The organism is Streptomyces sp. NPDC049585, assembly GCF_040675615.1.
GTDB lineage: Bacteria > Actinomycetota > Actinomycetes > Streptomycetales > Streptomycetaceae > Streptomyces > Streptomyces luteosporeus.
Genome location: NZ_JBFAPE010000003.1, coordinates 64,273 through 80,536, shown reverse-complemented (window position 1 = coordinate 80,536; position 16,264 = coordinate 64,273). Strand labels below are relative to the sequence as shown.

18 protein-coding genes are annotated in these 16,264 nt (G+C 74.0%); 14 read left to right on the top strand and 4 right to left on the bottom strand.

The features are described from left to right. Nucleotides 1-147: 147 nt before the first annotated feature. Nucleotides 148-651, top strand: a complete 504-nt coding sequence (locus AB0K17_RS04680; RefSeq protein WP_365982086.1) for a helix-turn-helix transcriptional regulator — start codon at nt 148-150, stop codon at nt 649-651. Here the strand turns inward: AB0K17_RS04680 and AB0K17_RS04675 are convergent. The 4 genes from AB0K17_RS04675 to AB0K17_RS04660 form a co-directional block, all read right to left on the bottom strand. Then, on the bottom strand, nt 621-1,115 hold the full coding sequence (locus AB0K17_RS04675) for a methylated-DNA--[protein]-cysteine S-methyltransferase (RefSeq protein WP_365982085.1): 495 nt from the start codon (nt 1,113-1,115) through the stop codon (nt 621-623). The genes AB0K17_RS04680 and AB0K17_RS04675 overlap by 31 nt on opposite strands. A 4-nt stretch (nt 1,116-1,119) precedes the next feature. Then, nucleotides 1,120-2,610 carry an AlkA N-terminal domain-containing protein gene (locus tag AB0K17_RS04670; protein WP_365970050.1) on the bottom strand — a complete coding sequence of 497 codons (1,491 nt, stop codon included), beginning with the start codon at nt 2,608-2,610 and terminating at the stop codon, nt 1,120-1,122. Nucleotides 2,611-2,762: 152 nt separating this feature from the next. Beyond that, on the bottom strand, nt 2,763-3,860 hold the full coding sequence (rsgA, locus tag AB0K17_RS04665; protein WP_365982084.1) for a ribosome small subunit-dependent GTPase A: 1,098 nt from the start codon (nt 3,858-3,860) through the stop codon (nt 2,763-2,765). Nucleotides 3,861-4,058: 198 nt separating this feature from the next. Beyond that, on the bottom strand, nt 4,059-5,237 hold the full coding sequence (locus AB0K17_RS04660; RefSeq protein WP_365966992.1) for a YihY/virulence factor BrkB family protein: 1,179 nt from the start codon (nt 5,235-5,237) through the stop codon (nt 4,059-4,061). Nucleotides 5,238-5,473: 236 nt separating this feature from the next. On the opposite strand from AB0K17_RS04660, the gene AB0K17_RS04655 reads away from it, so the two are divergent. From AB0K17_RS04655 to AB0K17_RS04595, 13 genes are all read left to right on the top strand, one after another. Beyond that, nucleotides 5,474-6,733: a GAF domain-containing protein gene (locus AB0K17_RS04655; RefSeq protein WP_365966993.1), complete on the top strand. Its 1,260-nt coding sequence runs from the start codon at nt 5,474-5,476 to the stop codon at nt 6,731-6,733. A gap of 106 nt (nt 6,734-6,839) precedes the next feature. Continuing rightward, nucleotides 6,840-7,430, top strand: a complete 591-nt coding sequence (locus AB0K17_RS04650; RefSeq protein WP_365966994.1) for a GNAT family N-acetyltransferase — start codon at nt 6,840-6,842, stop codon at nt 7,428-7,430. A 102-nt stretch (nt 7,431-7,532) separates the two neighbouring features. Next, nucleotides 7,533-7,616: a putative leader peptide gene (locus tag AB0K17_RS04645; protein ID WP_365967058.1), complete on the top strand. Its 84-nt coding sequence runs from the start codon at nt 7,533-7,535 to the stop codon at nt 7,614-7,616. Between the two features lie 158 nt (nt 7,617-7,774). Next, entirely contained in the window at nt 7,775-9,472 is a 1,698-nt protein-coding gene (locus AB0K17_RS04640) for a nitrite/sulfite reductase (RefSeq protein ID WP_365966995.1), read from the top strand. Beyond that, on the top strand, nt 9,469-9,636 hold the full coding sequence (locus AB0K17_RS04635) for a hypothetical protein (RefSeq protein ID WP_365966996.1): 168 nt from the start codon (nt 9,469-9,471) through the stop codon (nt 9,634-9,636). Before AB0K17_RS04640 ends, AB0K17_RS04635 begins: the two co-directional genes overlap by 4 nt. Then, on the top strand, nt 9,633-10,316 hold the full coding sequence (locus tag AB0K17_RS04630) for a phosphoadenylyl-sulfate reductase (RefSeq protein ID WP_365966997.1): 684 nt from the start codon (nt 9,633-9,635) through the stop codon (nt 10,314-10,316). Before AB0K17_RS04635 ends, AB0K17_RS04630 begins: the two co-directional genes overlap by 4 nt. Before the next feature lie 43 nt (nt 10,317-10,359). Then, a complete protein-coding gene (gene cysC / locus AB0K17_RS04625) occupies nt 10,360-10,893 on the top strand; it encodes an adenylyl-sulfate kinase (RefSeq protein ID WP_365966998.1) in 534 nt (177 codons plus the stop codon). Further along, complete coding sequence (cysD, locus tag AB0K17_RS04620; RefSeq protein WP_365966999.1) at nt 10,890-11,822, top strand: sulfate adenylyltransferase subunit CysD; 933 nt, start codon at nt 10,890-10,892, stop codon at nt 11,820-11,822. Before cysC ends, cysD begins: the two co-directional genes overlap by 4 nt. An 11-nt stretch (nt 11,823-11,833) precedes the next feature. After that, nucleotides 11,834-13,165: a GTP-binding protein gene (locus AB0K17_RS04615; RefSeq protein WP_365967000.1), complete on the top strand. Its 1,332-nt coding sequence runs from the start codon at nt 11,834-11,836 to the stop codon at nt 13,163-13,165. A gap of 2 nt (nt 13,166-13,167) precedes the next feature. Next, the gene (locus AB0K17_RS04610) at nt 13,168-13,317 is read left to right on the top strand and encodes a hypothetical protein (RefSeq protein WP_365967001.1); all 150 of its coding nucleotides are present in this window, start codon (nt 13,168-13,170) and stop codon (nt 13,315-13,317) included. A gap of 75 nt (nt 13,318-13,392) precedes the next feature. After that, nucleotides 13,393-14,502 carry an aliphatic sulfonate ABC transporter substrate-binding protein gene (locus AB0K17_RS04605; RefSeq protein ID WP_365982082.1) on the top strand — a complete coding sequence of 370 codons (1,110 nt, stop codon included), beginning with the start codon at nt 13,393-13,395 and terminating at the stop codon, nt 14,500-14,502. 58 nt (nt 14,503-14,560) lie between these two features. After that, complete coding sequence (locus AB0K17_RS04600) at nt 14,561-15,382, top strand: ABC transporter ATP-binding protein (RefSeq protein WP_365967003.1); 822 nt, start codon at nt 14,561-14,563, stop codon at nt 15,380-15,382. Beyond that, nucleotides 15,366-16,259 (top strand): ABC transporter permease, encoded by an 894-nt coding sequence (locus AB0K17_RS04595; protein WP_365967004.1) that lies wholly within the window; start codon nt 15,366-15,368, stop codon nt 16,257-16,259. Before AB0K17_RS04600 ends, AB0K17_RS04595 begins: the two co-directional genes overlap by 17 nt. The last annotated feature ends 5 nt before the right edge of the window (nt 16,260-16,264 follow it).

The window sequence follows — 16,264 nt, the reverse complement described above, 5'->3', positions numbered from 1 at the left end:
CGGGTGGATACGGTGGAGGTGGTGACGGGTGCGGACGCGGTCGTCCGGCGGCTGCTGGGACTGCGCTCGAGTGCCGTCAACGAAGTGTGCGTCATGGTGTCCGATGGACGCAGCGTGTTGACGGACGGTCCGACAGGAGGCGCTGCGGTGCCCCGGCGGATCGTGGTGGACTCCGCGGCGGTGCACGTGCCGCAGGACGCCGGGCGGCTGCGGGTCGTCGACCGGATACCGGCGGAGGTGGTCATAGCCGACCGCAGCACCGCGCTGGTGCGGCTGGCCACCGGGGACGCGGCCCCGGCCGCGCTGCTCGTGCGCGGCGGCCCCCTGCTGGACCGGCTCGTCGGCCTGTTCGAGGACGCCTGGCGGGCCGGGCGGCCACCGCGGGCGGACGACGCCCACGGCCGGCCCGTCGTCCCCGACCCCACGGACCTCGCCGTGCTGTCGCTGCTGCTGGACGGGCTGACGGACGCCAGCGTCGCCAAGCAACTGGGGCTGGGCCTGCGCACCGTGCAGCGGCGCGTGAAGCGGCTGATGGAACTGGCGGGCGTGACCACCCGCCTGCAACTGGGCTGGTACGCCGCCGAGCGGGGCTGGTCGGCCCGCGGCGGCCGGGGCCCGGCTCAGGCACCCGCTTCCAGGGCCAGCAGGTAGCGCTTGCGCTCCAGGCCGCCGGCGTAGCCGGTCAGGGCGCCGTCGGCGCCGATCACACGGTGGCAGGGCCGCAGCACCAGCAGGGGGTTGGCGCCGATCGCGCCGCCCACCGCCCGTACGGCCGCGCGCGGGGCGCCGATGCGGGCGGCGAGTTCGCCGTAGCTGGTGGTGGCGCCGTACGGCACGGCGTCCAGCGCGTCCCACACCCGGCGGCGGAACTCCGTGCCCGCCACGGCGAACGCCAGGTCGAACCCCTGCGCCCCACCGGTGAAGTACGCCGCCAGCTGCCGCTGCGCCTCCGCGAAGGCAGCGGGCTCGCGCTGCCAGCCGGTCGCCGGCACGGGGGCGTTCTTCTGCCCCGGCACCGTCAGGGAGCACAGCGCGGTGCCGCCGGGGGCATCCACGGAGGGCACGCCGGTGAGCAGCAACGTGCCGAGGGGGCTGTCGACTTCTGTCCAGAGCACGGGGTCAGGCGTCCTTCGGTGCGGTGGCGGCGTGCCACAGGTGGTGCAGGGCGTACGAGCGCCAGGGACGCCAGGCGTCCGCATCGGCGGGGGCGGCGCCGAGGGCGGCGAGCCCGTGGCGGGCGCCGGCGTCCGCGGGCAGGAAGACGTCGGGGTCGCCGAGCGCGCGCATGCGCACGTACCCGGCCGTCCACTCCCCGACGCCCGGCAGGGCCAGCAGGGCGCGCGTGGTCTCCTCCCGGTCGGCGCCGGGATCGAGCCGGACGGCCCCGTCGGCCAGCGCGGCGGCCAGGGCGCGCAGGGCGTCCCGGCGCCGCTGCGGCATGCCCGTCTCCTCCAGGGCGGCGCCGGCCAGTGCGCCGGGCTCGGGGAACAGGTGGGTCAGGCCGCCGTCGGGCGCGGCCAGGGGTTTGCCGTAGGCGGCGACCAGCGCGCCGGCGAGGCCGGCCGCGGCGGCGACGGAGACCTGCTGGCCGAGGACGGCGCGCACGGCCAGCTCGGCGCCGTCCGCGGCACCGGGCGAGCGCAGCCCGGGCCGGGCGGTGACCAGGGGCCGCAGCCGGGGGTCGGCGCCGAGGTGCTCGGCGACGGCGTACGGGTCGGCGTCGAGGTCGAACAGGCGGCGTACGCGCTGCACGGCGGCCGCCAGGTCGCGCGGGTCGGTCAGGCGCAGCCGGCACGCCAGCCAGTTGCCGGCCTCCCGGTCGGGGGCGGGCTCGGCGACCTCGGCGATGCCGGTGCCGTAGGGCAGGAGCAGGGTGCGGCGGTAGGTGCGCCCGCCGGGCGGGCCGAGCACCTCCTCCACGCCGGGGACGGCACGGCGGGCGAGGAAGCCGAAGACCTGGCCGGCGGCGTAGGGGCCGCGGTGGGCAAGCCGCAGCGGGATGCCGGCGGCGGCCGCGCCGTCGGCGGCCCGCCGGTGCGCGGGGGCGGCGCGCAGCTCGCTGGGCGTGCGGTCGTACACGGCCCGGACGGTGTCGTTGAACTGCCGTACGCTCGCGAAACCGGCGGCGAAGGCGATCTCGGTGATGGGCATGCCGGTGGTCTGCAGCAGGATGCGCGCGGTGTGGGCGCGCTGGGCGCGGGCGAGTGCCACGGGGCCGGCGCCCAGTTCCTCGGTGAGCCGCCGGTGGACCTGGCGGGAGCTGTAGCCCAGCCGGGCGGCGAGGCCCGCGACGCCCTCGCGGTCGACGACGCCGTCGCCGATCAGGCGCATGGCCCGGCCGGCGAGGTCGGCGCGCACGTTCCATGCGGCGGAGCCGGGGGCGGCGTCGGGACGGCAGCGCCGGCAGGCACGGAAACCGGCCTGCTGGGCGGCGGCGGCCGAGGGGTAGAAGCGCACGTTGGCGCGCTTGGGGGTCACGGCCGGGCAGCTCGGACGGCAGTAGATGCCGGTGCTCGTCACGCCGAAGAAGAACTCTCCGTCGAAACGTGCGTCCCGGCTGCGGACCGCCTGGTAGCGGGTGTCGTCGAGCGGTGGTGCGGGGGCCGTCATGAGTACCAGTCTGCGCCACCGCCGGCCGCGGCACTGGCGGAAATCGGACACGGCCCTCGCCCCCGTAAAGGGGCGCGGGGAACTGCGCGACAAGCCACGACGCACCCGCAGAGGGTGGTGCCGGGCTGCGCCCCCGCGCCCCTTACCGGGCGCTAGTGGGCGGTACCCCGCTTGCGCTCGTACATCATGCGGCCCTCGGCCTGCTTGCGCTTCCATTCGCGGCGGATCTCCGCACGCAGCCGGACGTCGGTGCGGGCGGTGATCCACTCGTTCTCGCGCAGCAGCTTGTGGTAGCTGTCCAGGCGGCGCTGCGGGAGCTCGCCGCTGTCGACCGCGGCCAGCACCGCGCAACCCGGCTCCACGGTGTGGGCGCAGTCCTGGAAGCGGCAGCGGCCGGCCAGCCGCTCGATCTCGGTGAAGGTCCGGCCGACACCGCCCTCCGCGTCCCACAGGCCCACCCCGCGCAGCCCGGGGGTGTCGATGAGGACGCCCCCGCCGGGCAGGGCCAGCATGTTGCGGGTGGTGGTGGTGTGCCGGCCCTTGCCGTCGCGGTCGCGCACGGCCTGCACCGTTTGGACCTCGGCGCCCAGCAGGGCGTTGGCGAGGGTGGACTTGCCGGCGCCGGACTGCCCCAGCAGCACGGAGGTGCGGCCGGCGAGCACGGCGGCCAGGACGTCGACGCCCTCGCCGTCCTCGGCGCTGACGGCCAGCACCTGCACGCCGGGCGCGGCGGTCTCGGTGTCGGCTATCAGATGCGCGAGGACGACCGGGTCGGGGACGAGGTCGGCCTTGGTCAGCACGACGAGCGGCTCCGCGCCGCTCTCCCAGGCCAGCGTGAGGAACCGCTCCACCCGGCCGAGGTCGAGCTCGGCGGCGAGGGAGACGGCCACCACGGCGGCGTCGATGTTGGCGGCCAGGATCTGGCCCTTGGAGTGCTTGGAGGAGGCGGACCGCACGAAGGCGGTGCGCCGCGGCAGCAGGGCGCGGACGAAGCCGCCGGCGAGGTCGACGGCGGCCCAGTCGCCGGTGCACATGATGGCCACCGGGTCGCCGGTGGCGACCAGGGAGGTGTCGGCCAGGACCGTGCGGACGCCGTCGCCGTCGGCGACGACGAGGTCGCAGCGGCCGCGGTCGACGCGCACGATCCGCCCGGGCACCAGGCCCTCGGCGGCGTGGGCGGCGAAGTCGTCAGCGAAGCCCGCGTCCCAGCCGTAGGCGGTGAGCGGGTGGTCGGCGGTGAGCTCGGACAAGGTGGTGGTCCTTATCGAAGGAGGGGGAATGGATCTGCTTCTGAGTGCGGGCAGGGCCCGTGACGACGGCAGCCATTGCGTACTCACCTCCTGTTGGAGCTCGGTCGGTCACCCGGATCGTAGGGCGCGGGTGCCGCCGGCCGCGAAGGGTTTTTTCTCCCCCTTCTCAGCCCTCCCCCTTCCCAGCTCTCCTCCTTCTCAGCCCTTGCGGTGGGGCTTGGCGTGCTTGGGCCCGTGCTCGGGCTTGTGGAGCCGGGAGCGGACGTCCTCGGGCGGCAGGAACTGGGCCCAGCGCTCGGGGAACTCCGAGGGCGGCTCCCGGTCCTGACCCATCACGCCCTCCTCGGGCTCCTCGAAGGGGTCGTCCTCGATCTCGTGCACCAGCGCGACGGCGGCCCGCTCGGCGGCCACGCGGGCCGCGGCGGCCGCGCGCAGCCTGTCGACCTCGGCGCGCGCGGCGGCAGTGGTGACGGAGGGCCACACGCGGTCCAGGGCCGCGTTCACGGCGGCGCCGACGAGCACCGCGAACGCCGAGACGCCGATCCACAGCAGGACGGCGACGGGTGCGGCCAGCGAGCCGTAGATGGTGACGCGTTCGACGGTGTGGGTGAGGTAGATGCGCAGCAGGAAGCTGCCGAGCACCCACATGGTCAGGGCGACGAACGCCCCGGGGATGTCCTCGGCCCACGGTGAACGCACGGGCACGGACACGTGGTAGAGGGTGGTCAGGAAGGCGATCGACAGCACGATGACCACCGGCCAGTACAGGAAGCGGACGACGTCCGCGCTCCAGGGCACGAGGTGGACGACCGTCTCCGGCCCCACCACCATCAGCGGCAGCGCGACGGCTCCCACGACGAGGGCGACGAGGTAGAGCAGGAAGGCCAGCAGCCGGGTGCGGATGATGCCGCGCTTGCCCTCCAGGCCGTACATGATCGTGATGGTGTCGACGAAGACGTTGACCGCCCGCGAGCCGGACCACAGGGCGATGGCGAAGCCGACCGACATGATCTCCGGCCGGCCGATCTTGATGACCTCGCTGACCAGCGGCTCGGCAATCTGCCGGGTGCCCTTCTCGGAGAGCACGGCGGCCGAGGCCGTCAGGATGTTCTCCTGGATGCCCGGGATCGTGCGGGTGCCCGTCCAGTCGTCCAGGTACTGCAGCAGGCCGATCAGTCCGAGGAACAGCGGCGGCAGCGACAGCAGGGTGAAGAAGGCCGCCTCCGCGGCCAGTCCGGTGACCCGGTGTTCCATGCAGGAGTTGACCGTGTCCTTCAGGAGCAGCCAGGCCGTCCTGCGTTTGGAGACGTTCCGGTACAGGGCCCGGGCCCTGTGGAGCCGGCCGGGCCGGCCCGAATGTTCTTTTGCTGCCTGCACGCGCTAACCGTATCGGCCGCGGGCACCTTGCTTCACCCGGCGGACCGGGCGCGGGCGGGGGTACGGCGGCGCAGGTGGAGGGGCCGCGGAGGGTGATGCTGCGCCGACTCGGCACCACCCTCCGGCCGCTCACCGTCACCTTCCGCCCTGGGGCGGACCGCCCGCAATGGTTGCACGGCGTTGCAATATCGCCGATGCACCGGCGTGGCAGGGTCCCCGACGGGCACCATTGCAGCGTGAAGCGCATACCAATCGATGCGGGGCAGCTGCCCGCCGTGTGGGAGGCGACACTCGCCGGCCAGGCGCCGCCCGCACGCCCGCGTCCGTTGATCGGCGAGTCGTGGCACCGCGTACGCCGGCACGGCGTCGACCCCGAGACCGGCCGGCCCGCCGCGCCGATCGGGCCCGACGAGATCGAGCACCGTCGGCACACCTCCCAGCTGGCCGGGCTGCTGCCGCAGGTGCGCGAGGGCCTGCGCGAGACGGTGGACGCCGTCCACCACCTGATCGTGGTCGCCGACGCCGACGGACGGCTGCTGTGGCGCGAGGGCACCGCGGCAGTACGCCGCAGCGCCGACCGGCTCGGCTTCGAAGTGGGCGCCGCCTGGACGGAGGAACAGGTCGGCACCAACGGCATCGGGCTCGCCCTCGTCGAGCGCCGCCCCGTCCAGGTGCACTCCGCCGAACACTACGTACGCAGCCACCACTCCTGGACCTGCGCCGCGGCCCCCCTGCACGACCCGCGCGACGGGCGGCTGCTGGGCGTGCTCAACGTCAGCGGCCCCGCCCCCGCCTTCAACCCCGCCACCCTCGCCCTGGTGACGGCCGTCGCCAAAGTGGCCGAGGCGGAGCTGCGCACCCGGCACTGGGAGTCCGTCGACCGGTTGCGCTCGGTCGCGGCCCCCATGCTCGCCCGGCTCGGCGGACGGGCCCTGGCCGTCGACCGCGACGGCTGGACGGCGGCGGTCAGCGGCATGGCACCGGTCGGACGGGTCGTGCTGCCGCGCGAGGTACGGCCCGGGCCCGCGTGGCTGCCCTCCCTCGGGCCCTGCACCGTCGAACCCCTGCCCGACGGCTGGCTGCTGCGGCTGGACGAGGCCCGCGACGCGGACGCGCCGCCCGGCCGCGTCGTGCTCGACCTGCGCCTCGCCCGCTGCTGGACGGTCACCGTCTCCGGCCCCTCCGGCCGCTGGTCCCACGAACTCAGCCCGCGCCACGCCGAGCTGCTGTACCTGCTGGCGCGGCACCCCGCCGGGCGCACGGCGGCCGAGCTCGCGGCGGACCTGTTCGGCGACGCGAGCCGGACGGTGACGGTACGGGCGGAACTGTCGCGGTTGCGGCGCACGCTGGGGGGTGTGCTGGGGCATCGGCCGTACCGGTTCGCCGACGGCTTACGGGTGGAGCTGCGGACGCCGCAGGACCCGGCGGACCTGCTGCCGTACTCGACTGCGCCGGCGATCGTGGCCGCACGGCGCGGTGCGCCTGCGGCGGGCTGAGCCCCTCAATCGCCGGACGGGCTGCAGTGCAGCCCGTCCGGCGATTGAGGACACCGGGGCCGGGCCCGCGGCAGGCGCACCCCCGCCGTGCGGAGTGGTTTCGGCCATGAGCGACACTCGCACCATGGCCACCACCCGCCCCGTCACCACCTGGTCGATGGCGCAGACCTCGCCGGAGGACCTGCGCCCGTCCCGCGTGCCGGACTCCTCGTCCGGCATCCGGATCGAACAGGCCGCCGTGCCCTCGCCCGAGTTCAGCCGCTTCCTGTACACCGCCGTGGGCGGCGGCATCAGCTGGACCGATCGTCTGCCCTGGTCGTACGCGCGCTGGCAGGAGCACCTGGCCAGGCCGGGCGTGGAGACGTGGGTGGCGTACGAGCACGGGACGCCCGCCGGCTATGTGGAGCTGGACCCGCAGGACGAGGGCGTGGTGGAGATCGTCTACTTCGGTCTGCTGCCCTCCTTCCAGGGGCGCGGGATCGGCGGCCACCTGTTGTCGTACGGCACCGCGCGGGCCTGGGACCTGGCCGAGCGGTGGCCGGGGCGGGAGGCGACGCGGCGGGTGTGGCTGCACACGTGCAGCAAGGACGGCCCGCATGCGCTCGCCAATTACGAGCGGCGCGGGTTCCGGGTGTTCGAGACCCGCGTCGAGGAGGAGCCGGACGTGCCTGCTCCGGGCCCCTGGCCCGGGGCGTAGGAGCCCTCGCCACACCCCCGGCCGTCCCGCCATGCGGGACGGCTTCGCTCATTATTCGGACAACAGTGGACTGGCCGAAGAGCGTCGTGCAACGCTTCCGCCATGTCCCGAGCTGGAATAGCCTTGGTGACCCGACGTCACATCGACCTCTGCCGCATGTCCAGCGCCATGTGTCCCGCGGGCTGACAGTCACAGCGCCGCCGTTTCCACGCCCTCGTTGCCACCGTTGCCGACGAGGAGCCCCTGGGCAATCTTTCTGTTATTTCCGTTTTTGCCGTCCCGCTTTCGCTGCCTTTCCCCTGCCTTCCCGACCGGCATGTGCGGACATTTAAGGACATTTCACCATGACTGACAGCACCCCTCGTCGCGCCGCGGCCCCGCCCCGGCGCAAGGCCGGCCGCCACCGGGGCGAAGGCCAGTGGGCCGTCGGTCACTTCACGCCGCTCAATCCGAACGAGCAGGTCAAGAAGGACGACGACGGTCTCAATGTGCGGACACGCATTGAGACGATCTACTCCAAGGCCGGCTTCCACTCCATCGACCCCGCCGACCTGCGCGGCCGAATGCGCTGGTGGGGCCTGTACACCCAGCGCAAGCCGGGGATCGACGGCGGGAAGACCGCGGTCCTCGCGCCCGAGGAGCTGGACGACGAGTACTTCATGCTGCGGGTGCGCATCGACGGCGGCCGGCTGACCACCGCCCAGCTGCGCGTCGTCGGCGAGGTCTCCCAGGAGTTCGCCCGCGGCACCGCCGACATCACCGACCGGCAGAACATCCAGTACCACTGGATCCGCATCGAGGACGTGCCGGAGATCTGGCGCCGGCTGGAGGCCGTGGGCCTGTCCACCACCGAGGCGTGCGGGGACACCCCCCGGGTGATCCTGGGCTCGCCGGTCGCGGGCATCGCCGAGGACGAGATCGTCGACGGCACCTGGGCGGTGGAGGAGATCCACCGCCGTGTCGTCGGCAACCCCGCGTTCTCCAACCTGCCGCGCAAGTTCAAGTCCGCGATCTCCGGCTCGCCCCTGCTGGACGTGGCGCACGAGATCAACGACGTGTCCTTCGTCGGCGTGCGTCACCCCGAGCACGGTCCGGGCTTCGACGTGTGGGTGGGCGGCGGGCTGTCGACCAATCCGAGAATCGGGGAACGCCTGGGCGCCTGGGTGCCGTTGGAGGAGGTGCCGGACGTCTTCGAGGGCGTCATCGGCATCTTCCGCGACTACGGCTACCGCCGGCTGCGGGGCCGCGCCCGGCTGAAGTTCCTCCTCGCCGACTGGGGCGCCGAGCGCTTCCGGCAGGTGCTGGAGGAGGAGTACCTGCACCGCACACTCCTCGACGGCCCGCCACCGCCGCAGCCGCTCGCCCGCTGGCGCGACCACGTGGGCGTGCACCGGCAGCGGGACGGCCGCTTCTGCGTCGGGTTCGCCCCGCGCGTCGGCCGCGTCGACGGCGCGACGCTGACGAAGATCGCCGAACTGGCCGAGAGCCACGGCTCGCAGCGCGTGCGCACCACCGCCGACCAGAAGATGATCGTGCTCGACGTGTCCGAGGACCGGGTGGAGCCGCTGGTGGCGGGCCTGGAGGCGCTGGACCTGCGGGTGAGCCCCTCGCCGTTTCGGCGCGGGACGATGGCGTGCACCGGCATCGAGTTCTGCAAGCTCGCCATCGTCGAGACCAAGGCGCGCGGCGCGGCGCTCGTCGAGGAACTCGAGCGCCGGCTGCCGGAGTTCGACGAGCCGCTGACCATCAACATCAACGGCTGCCCCAACGCCTGCGCCCGCATCCAGGTCGCGGACATCGGCCTCAAGGGCCAGCTCGTGACCGACGACGCCGGCCGTCAGGTCGAGGGCTTCCAGGTGCACCTGGGCGGCGCGCTGGGTCTCGAAGCCGGCTTCGGCCGCAAGGTGCGCGGGCTGAAGGTCACCTCGGACCAACTGGCCGACTACATCGAGCGCGTGCTGCGCCGCTACCTCGGCCGGCGCGCCGACGGCGAGCGGTTCGCCCAGTGGGTGGCGCGGGCGCAGGAGGCGGATCTGTCATGAGCGAGCGCGCGGCACCCTTCTACTGCCCCTACTGCGGCGACGAGGACCTGCGCCCCGGCGAGCAGGGGCACGGCGCCTGGCACTGCGCGGCCTGCAGTCGCGCGTTCAAGCTGGCGTTCCTGGGCCTGCTCGCCCGGGGCACGGCCCACCGGGAGGAGCGATGAGCGAGCTGCGGGAGCTGGCCGAGCGGGCGGGCCGGGAGCTGGAGGAGGCCCCGGCGGAGGAGATCCTGCGCTGGGCCGCGGAGACCTTCGGCGAACGGCTGTGCGTCACCGCGTCGATGGCCGACGCGGTGGTCGCCCACCTCGCCGCCCGCGTCCGGCCGGGCATCGACGTGCTCTTCCTCGACACCGGTTACCACTTTCCCGAGACCATCGGCACGCGGGACGCGGTGGCCGCCGTCATGGACGTCACCGTCGTCACGCTCACCCCGCGGCAGTCCGTGGCCGAGCAGGACGCGGCGTACGGGCCCCGGCTGCACGACCGCGACCCGGACCTGTGCTGCCGGCTGCGCAAGGTCGAGCCGCTGCGGGCGGGCCTGGCCGGCTACGACGCGTGGGCGACGGGGCTGCGCCGCGAGGAGTCCCCCACCCGGGCGCACACGCCGGTGGTCGGCTGGGACGCCCGGCGGCACAAGGTCAAGGTCGCGCCCATCGCCCGCTGGACGCAACAGGACGTCGACGCCTACATCGCCGAGCACGGCGTCCTGGTCAACCCGCTGCTGACGGACGGCTACGCCTCCGTCGGCTGTGCCCCGTGCACCCGCCGCACGGCACCGGGCGAGGACGTACGCGCCGGCCGCTGGGCGGGCACCGGCAAGACCGAGTGCGGGCTGCACGGATGACCGCACGGGACCACCGCACGACACGACGGGGAGATCGACGAACATGACGGGCGCCACCGTGTGGCTGACCGGCCTGCCGAGCGCGGGCAAGACGACCATCGCCCGCTCGCTCGCCGAGCGGCTGCGCGGCGAGGGGCACCGGGTCGAGGTGCTCGACGGCGACGAGATCCGGGAGTTCCTCTCCGCCGGTCTCGGCTTCTCCCGCGCGGACCGGGACACCAACGTCCGCCGCATCGGCTTCGTCGCCCGGCTGCTGGCCGGGCACGGGGTGACGGTGCTCGTCCCGGTCATCGCGCCGTACGCGGATGCGCGCGAGGCCGTACGCAAGCAGCACCAGGCGCACGGCACGCCGTACCTGGAGGTGCATGTGGCGACGCCGGTCGAGGTGTGCTCGGCGCGCGACGTCAAGGGGCTGTACGCGCGGCAGGCGGCCGGCGAGATCAGCGGGCTGACCGGGGTGGACGACCCCTACGAGGCGCCCGAGGCGCCGGACCTGCGGATAGCGGCGCACCGGCAGGGCGTCGGGGAGTCGGTCTCGGCGGTGCACGCGCTGCTGGTGGAGCGGGGGCTGATATGAGCATCGAGCCGATCGGGGGCGCCGGCGACACGCCGTTCGCCCTCTCCCACCTGGATGCGCTGGAGTCGGAGGCGGTGCACGTCCTGCGGGAGGTGGCCGGGGAGTTCGAGCGGCCGGTGATCCTCTTCTCGGGCGGCAAGGACTCCATCGTGATGCTGCACCTGGCGCTGAAGGCGTTCGCGCCCGCGCCGGTGCCGTTCGCGCTGCTGCACGTGGACACCGGGCACAACTTCGACGAGGTGCTCGCCCACCGCGACCGCACGGTGGCCGAGCACGGGCTGCGGCTGCACGTGGCCTCGGTGCAGGACTTCATCGACCGCGGCGAGCTGCGCGAGCGCCCCGACGGCACGCGCAACCCGCTGCAGACCGTGCCGCTGCTGGACGCCATCGCCCGTCACCGCTTCGACGCCGTCCTCGGCGGCGGCCGGCGGGACGAGGAGAAGGCGCGGGCCAAGGAGCGGGTGTTCTCCCTGCGCGACGAGTTCGGCGGCTGGGACCCGCGCCGCCAGCGCCCGGAGCTGTGGCAGCTGTACAACGGCCGCCACTCCCCCGGCGAGCACGTGCGCGTCTTCCCGCTGTCGAACTTCACCGAGCTGGACGTGTGGCAGTACATCGCCCGCGAGCGGATCGAGCTGCCGTCGATCTACTACGCGCACGAGCGCGAGGTCTTCGCCCGTGACGGCATGTGGCTGGCCCCCGGCGCGTGGGGCGGCCCGCGGGACGGGGAGCGCCTGGAGAGACGGCTGGTGCGCTATCGCACGGTCGGCGACATGTCGTGCACCGGGGCCGTCGACTCCGACGCGGCCACCGTCGAGGCCGTCATCGCCGAGATCGCCGCCTCCCGGCTCACCGAACGGGGCGCGACCCGGGCCGACGACAAGTTGTCGGAGGCCGCGATGGAGGACCGCAAGCGCGAGGGGTACTTCTAGCCATGACCGCCATGACCACACTGTCCGACACCGGCGCACCGGCCTCGCTGCTGCGCTTCGCCACTGCCGGCTCCGTCGACGACGGCAAGTCCACCCTGGTGGGACGGCTGCTGCACGACTCCCGGTCCGTGCTGGCCGACCAGCTGGAGGCCGTGGAACACGCCTCGCGCAGCCGCGGCCACGAGGCCGTGGACCTGGCGCTGCTGACCGACGGGCTGCGCGCCGAGCGCGAGCAGGGCATCACCATCGACGTGGCCCACCGCTACTTCGCCACCGCCCACCGCCGGTTCGTCCTCGCCGACACCCCCGGGCACGTGCAGTACACGCGCAACATGGTCACCGGCGCCTCCACCGCCGAGCTGGCCCTGGTGCTCGTCGACGCCCGCAACGGCGTGGTCGAGCAGACCCGCCGGCACGCCGCGGTCGCGGCCCTGCTGCGGGTGCCGCACGTGGTGCTGGCCGTCAACAAGATGGACCTCGTCGGCTACGAGGAGGCCGCATTCGCCAAGATCGCCGAGGAGTTCGGCGCGTACGCCGCCTCGCTCGGGGTGCCGGAGGTGACCGCGATCCCCGTCTCGGCGCTGGCCGGCGACAACGTGGTCCATCCGTCCGCGCACATGGACTGGTACGGCGGCCCCACCGTGCTGGAGCACCTGGAGTCGGTGCCCGTGGTCGCCGACCCCTCCGCCGAGCCCGCGCGCTTCCCCGTGCAGTACGTCATCCGCCCGCAACGCGCCGAGCACCGCGACTACCGCGGCTACGCCGGCCAGCTCGCCGCCGGCGTACTGCGCACCGGCGATGCGGTCACCGTGCTCCCCTCGGGCCGTACGACGACGGTCGCCGGCATCGACGCGCTGGGCCACCCCGTGGACATCGCCTGGGCGCCGCAGTCGGTCACCGTGCGCCTGGCCGACGACCTCGACGTCGCGCGCGGCGACCTCATCGCGCCGGCGGCCGCCGCGCCCGACGTGACCCGCGACGTCGAGGCCACCGTGTGCCACCTGGCCGACCGGCCGCTGCGCCCGGGCGACCGGGTGCTGCTCAAGCACACCACGCGGACCGTCAAGGCGGTGGTCAAGGCCGTGCCGTCCCGGCTGTCCCTGGAGGACCTCTGCGACCACCCCGACCCCGGCGAGCTGCGCTCGAACGACATCGGGCGCGTGGTGCTGCGCACCGCCGAACCGCTGGCGCTGGACCCGTACGCCGACTCGCGGCGCACCGGCTCCTTCCTGCTGATCGACCCGGCCGACGGCACCACGCTCACCGCCGGCATGGCTGGTGCGGCCTTCGCGGCGCCCGCTGCCGCGGGCGCGGCCGCCGACGACGAGGGCTGGGACTTCTGACGATGCACGGACGGGGGGCGGACGTCCTCGCGGCGTTCACGGACGTCTACGCGACGTTCCACAAGGAGGGCGGCCGCATCGGCAGCGGCTCCCTCGGCAGCGGCCAGGGCGGGGTCGGGCGATGTGCGTGCTGCGGCGCGCCGCGCCGCTGACCTGCGCCCCCCTGCGGGTCGCCCGCTTGTCGTCCCCCACCGCCGGATCTCCACCCGACGAGAGGATGTCCCCTCGTGTCCGCTGCCCCCCGCCATCGCCGGCTGCTGCCGGCGCTCGCCGCCGTCCCCCTGCTCCTGACCGCCCTGGCCGCCTGCGGCTACGGCTCCGCCAAGGGCTCCGGCACCGCGGCCGGATCCGGCGCCGCCGGTGCGCAGAAGCTCTCCGCCGACACCGTGCGCCTGGGCTACTTCCCGAACATCACCCACGCCACGCCGCTCGTCGGCGAACAGGAAGGGATCATCCAGAAGGAGCTGGGCGGCACCACGGTGCGCTCGACGACGTTCAACGCCGGGCCCTCCGAGATCGAGGCGCTGAACGCCGGCTCGATCGACATCGGCTGGATCGGCCCGTCGCCGGCGATCAACGGCTACGTCAAGTCGGGCGGCAAGAGCCTGCGGATCGTCGCCGGTTCGGCCTCGGGCGGGGTGAAGCTGGTGGTCGACCCGAAGAAGATCACCTCGCCGGAGGACGTCAAGGGCAAGCGGATCGCCACCCCGCAGAAGGGCAACACCCAGGACGTGGCGTTCCTCAACTGGGCCGCCGAGCAGGGCTGGAAGGTCGATCCGCAGAGCGGCAAGGGGGATGTCTCCGTCGTCCGAACGGACAACAAGGTCGTGCCCGACGCCTTCAAGTCCGGCTCCGTCGACGGCGCGTGGGTGCCCGAGCCGACCGCCTCGAAGCTGGTCTCCGAGGGCGGCAAGGTGCTGCTGGACGAGAGCACGCTGTGGCCGGACAGGAAGTTCGTGATCACCAATGTGATCGTCTCGAAGAAGTTCCTCGACGCCCACCCGGACGTGGTCGAGGCCGTGCTGCGCGGATCGGTGAGGACCAACGCCTGGATCGCCGCCCACCCGGAGCAGGCCAAGGCGTCGGCGAACGCGGCCCTGAAGCGGCTGAGCGGCAAGGGGCTGCCCGCCGAGGTCCTCGACCCGGCCTGGCAGTCGCTGACCACCACCGACGACCCGCTGGCCGCCACCCTGCGGGCGGAGGCCGACCACGCCGTCACCGCCGGCCTCCTCGACAAGCCGGACCTGACCGGCATCTACGACCTGACCCTGCTCAACAAGGTGCTCAAGGCACAGGGCCGGCCCGCGGTCGCCGCGGCCGGGCTCGGAAAGCAGTGATCCCGTGCACGCGGCAGTAGGGGCGCGCATGCCCGTCCGCACACCAGGAGGTGACCGGATGACCCCGGCGCTGACCACCGGCACACCGGAGCCGGCCGTCGTCGACGACGGCACACCGGCGGCCGTCCGCATCGACCACGTCCGCAAGAGCTTCGGCCACCCGGGCCGCGGCCGCACCGGCGGGGACGTCCCCGTGCTGGAGGACATCACCCTCGACGTCCGCCCCGGCGAATTCGTCTGCCTCCTCGGGGCGTCCGGCTGCGGCAAGTCGACCCTGCTCAACCTGGTCGCCGGCCTGGACCGGCCCAGCGGCGGCAGCATCCGCGTGCCCGGCGGCCGGCCGGCGCTGATGTTCCAGGAGCACGCGCTGTTCCCGTGGCTGACCGCCGGCCGCAACATCGAACTCGCCCTGCGGCTGCGCGGGGTGCCCCGGGCCGCACGCCGCCCCGAGGCCGAGCGGCTGCTGCAGCTCGTCCGGCTGGGCGAGGCGTACGGCAAGCGGGTGCACGAACTCTCCGGCGGGATGCGCCAGCGCGTGGCCCTCGCCCGGGCGCTGGCGCAGGACAGCCGGGTGCTGCTGATGGACGAGCCGTTCGCGGCCCTGGACGCCATCACCCGCGACGTGCTGCACCACGAACTGACCCGCATCTGGTCGGAGACGAACGTGTCGGTGCTGTTCGTCACCCACAACGTGCGCGAGGCCGTGCGCCTGGGCCAGCGGGTCGTCCTGCTCTCCTCCCGGCCGGGCCGGGTGGTGCGCGAGTGGACGGTGGACATCCCCCAGCCGCGCCGCATCGAGGACGCGGCGGTGGCCGAGCTCTCCGTCGAGATCACCGAGGAGCTGCGAAGGGAGATCCGCCGCCATGGCCGCCAGCAGTAAGGCCGCGGGCGCCACCGCCGAGCCGGACGTCGCCGGCCTGGAGGCGGGCCTGGACGCCCTGGACACCGTCCAGGTCCGCCGCACCCCCCTGCGCCAGGTGCTGCTGGGCAAGGTGCTGCCGCCGGTGGTGGCGGTGGTGCTGGTGCTCGTGGTGTGGAAGCTGCTGGTGCTGGCCCACGTCACCGAGGACTACAAACTGCCCGACCCCGGCGCCGTCTGGCACAGCCTGCGCGCCCTGTGGCTGAACGGCACGCTCCTCGGCATCATCTGGACCAGCGTCTCGCGCGGCCTGCTGGGCTTCGCCGCCGCCCTGGCCATCGGCACCCCGCTGGGGCTGCTGGTGGCCAGGGTGCCGGTGGTACGGGCCGCGCTGGGGCCCGTCCTCTCCGGTCTGCAGTCGCTCCCCTCGGTCGCCTGGGTGCCCGCCGCCGTCATCTGGCTGGGCATCACCGACTCCGCGATGTACGCGGTGATCCTGCTGGGCGCGGTGCCCTCCATCGCCAACGGCCTGGTCTCCGGCATCGACCAGGTGCCGCCGCTGTACCTGCGGGCCGGCCGCACCCTGGGCGCCACCGGACTGCGCGGGGCGCGCCACGTGCTGCTGCCGGCCGCCCTGCCCGGGTACATCGCCGGGCTCAAGCAGGGCTGGGCCTTCTCCTGGCGGTCGCTGATGGCGGCCGAACTCATCGCCTCCTCCCCCGACCTGGGCCTGGGCCTGGGGCAGTACCTGGAGAACGCCCGCACCGACTCCGACATGCCGGGGGTACTGCTGGGCATCACCCTCATCCTGTTCGTGGGCATCGCCATCGACCTCGCCGTCTTCAGCCCCCTGGAGCGGCGCGTCCTGCGCAGCCGCGGGCTGGCGGCGGCGCGGTGACAGGA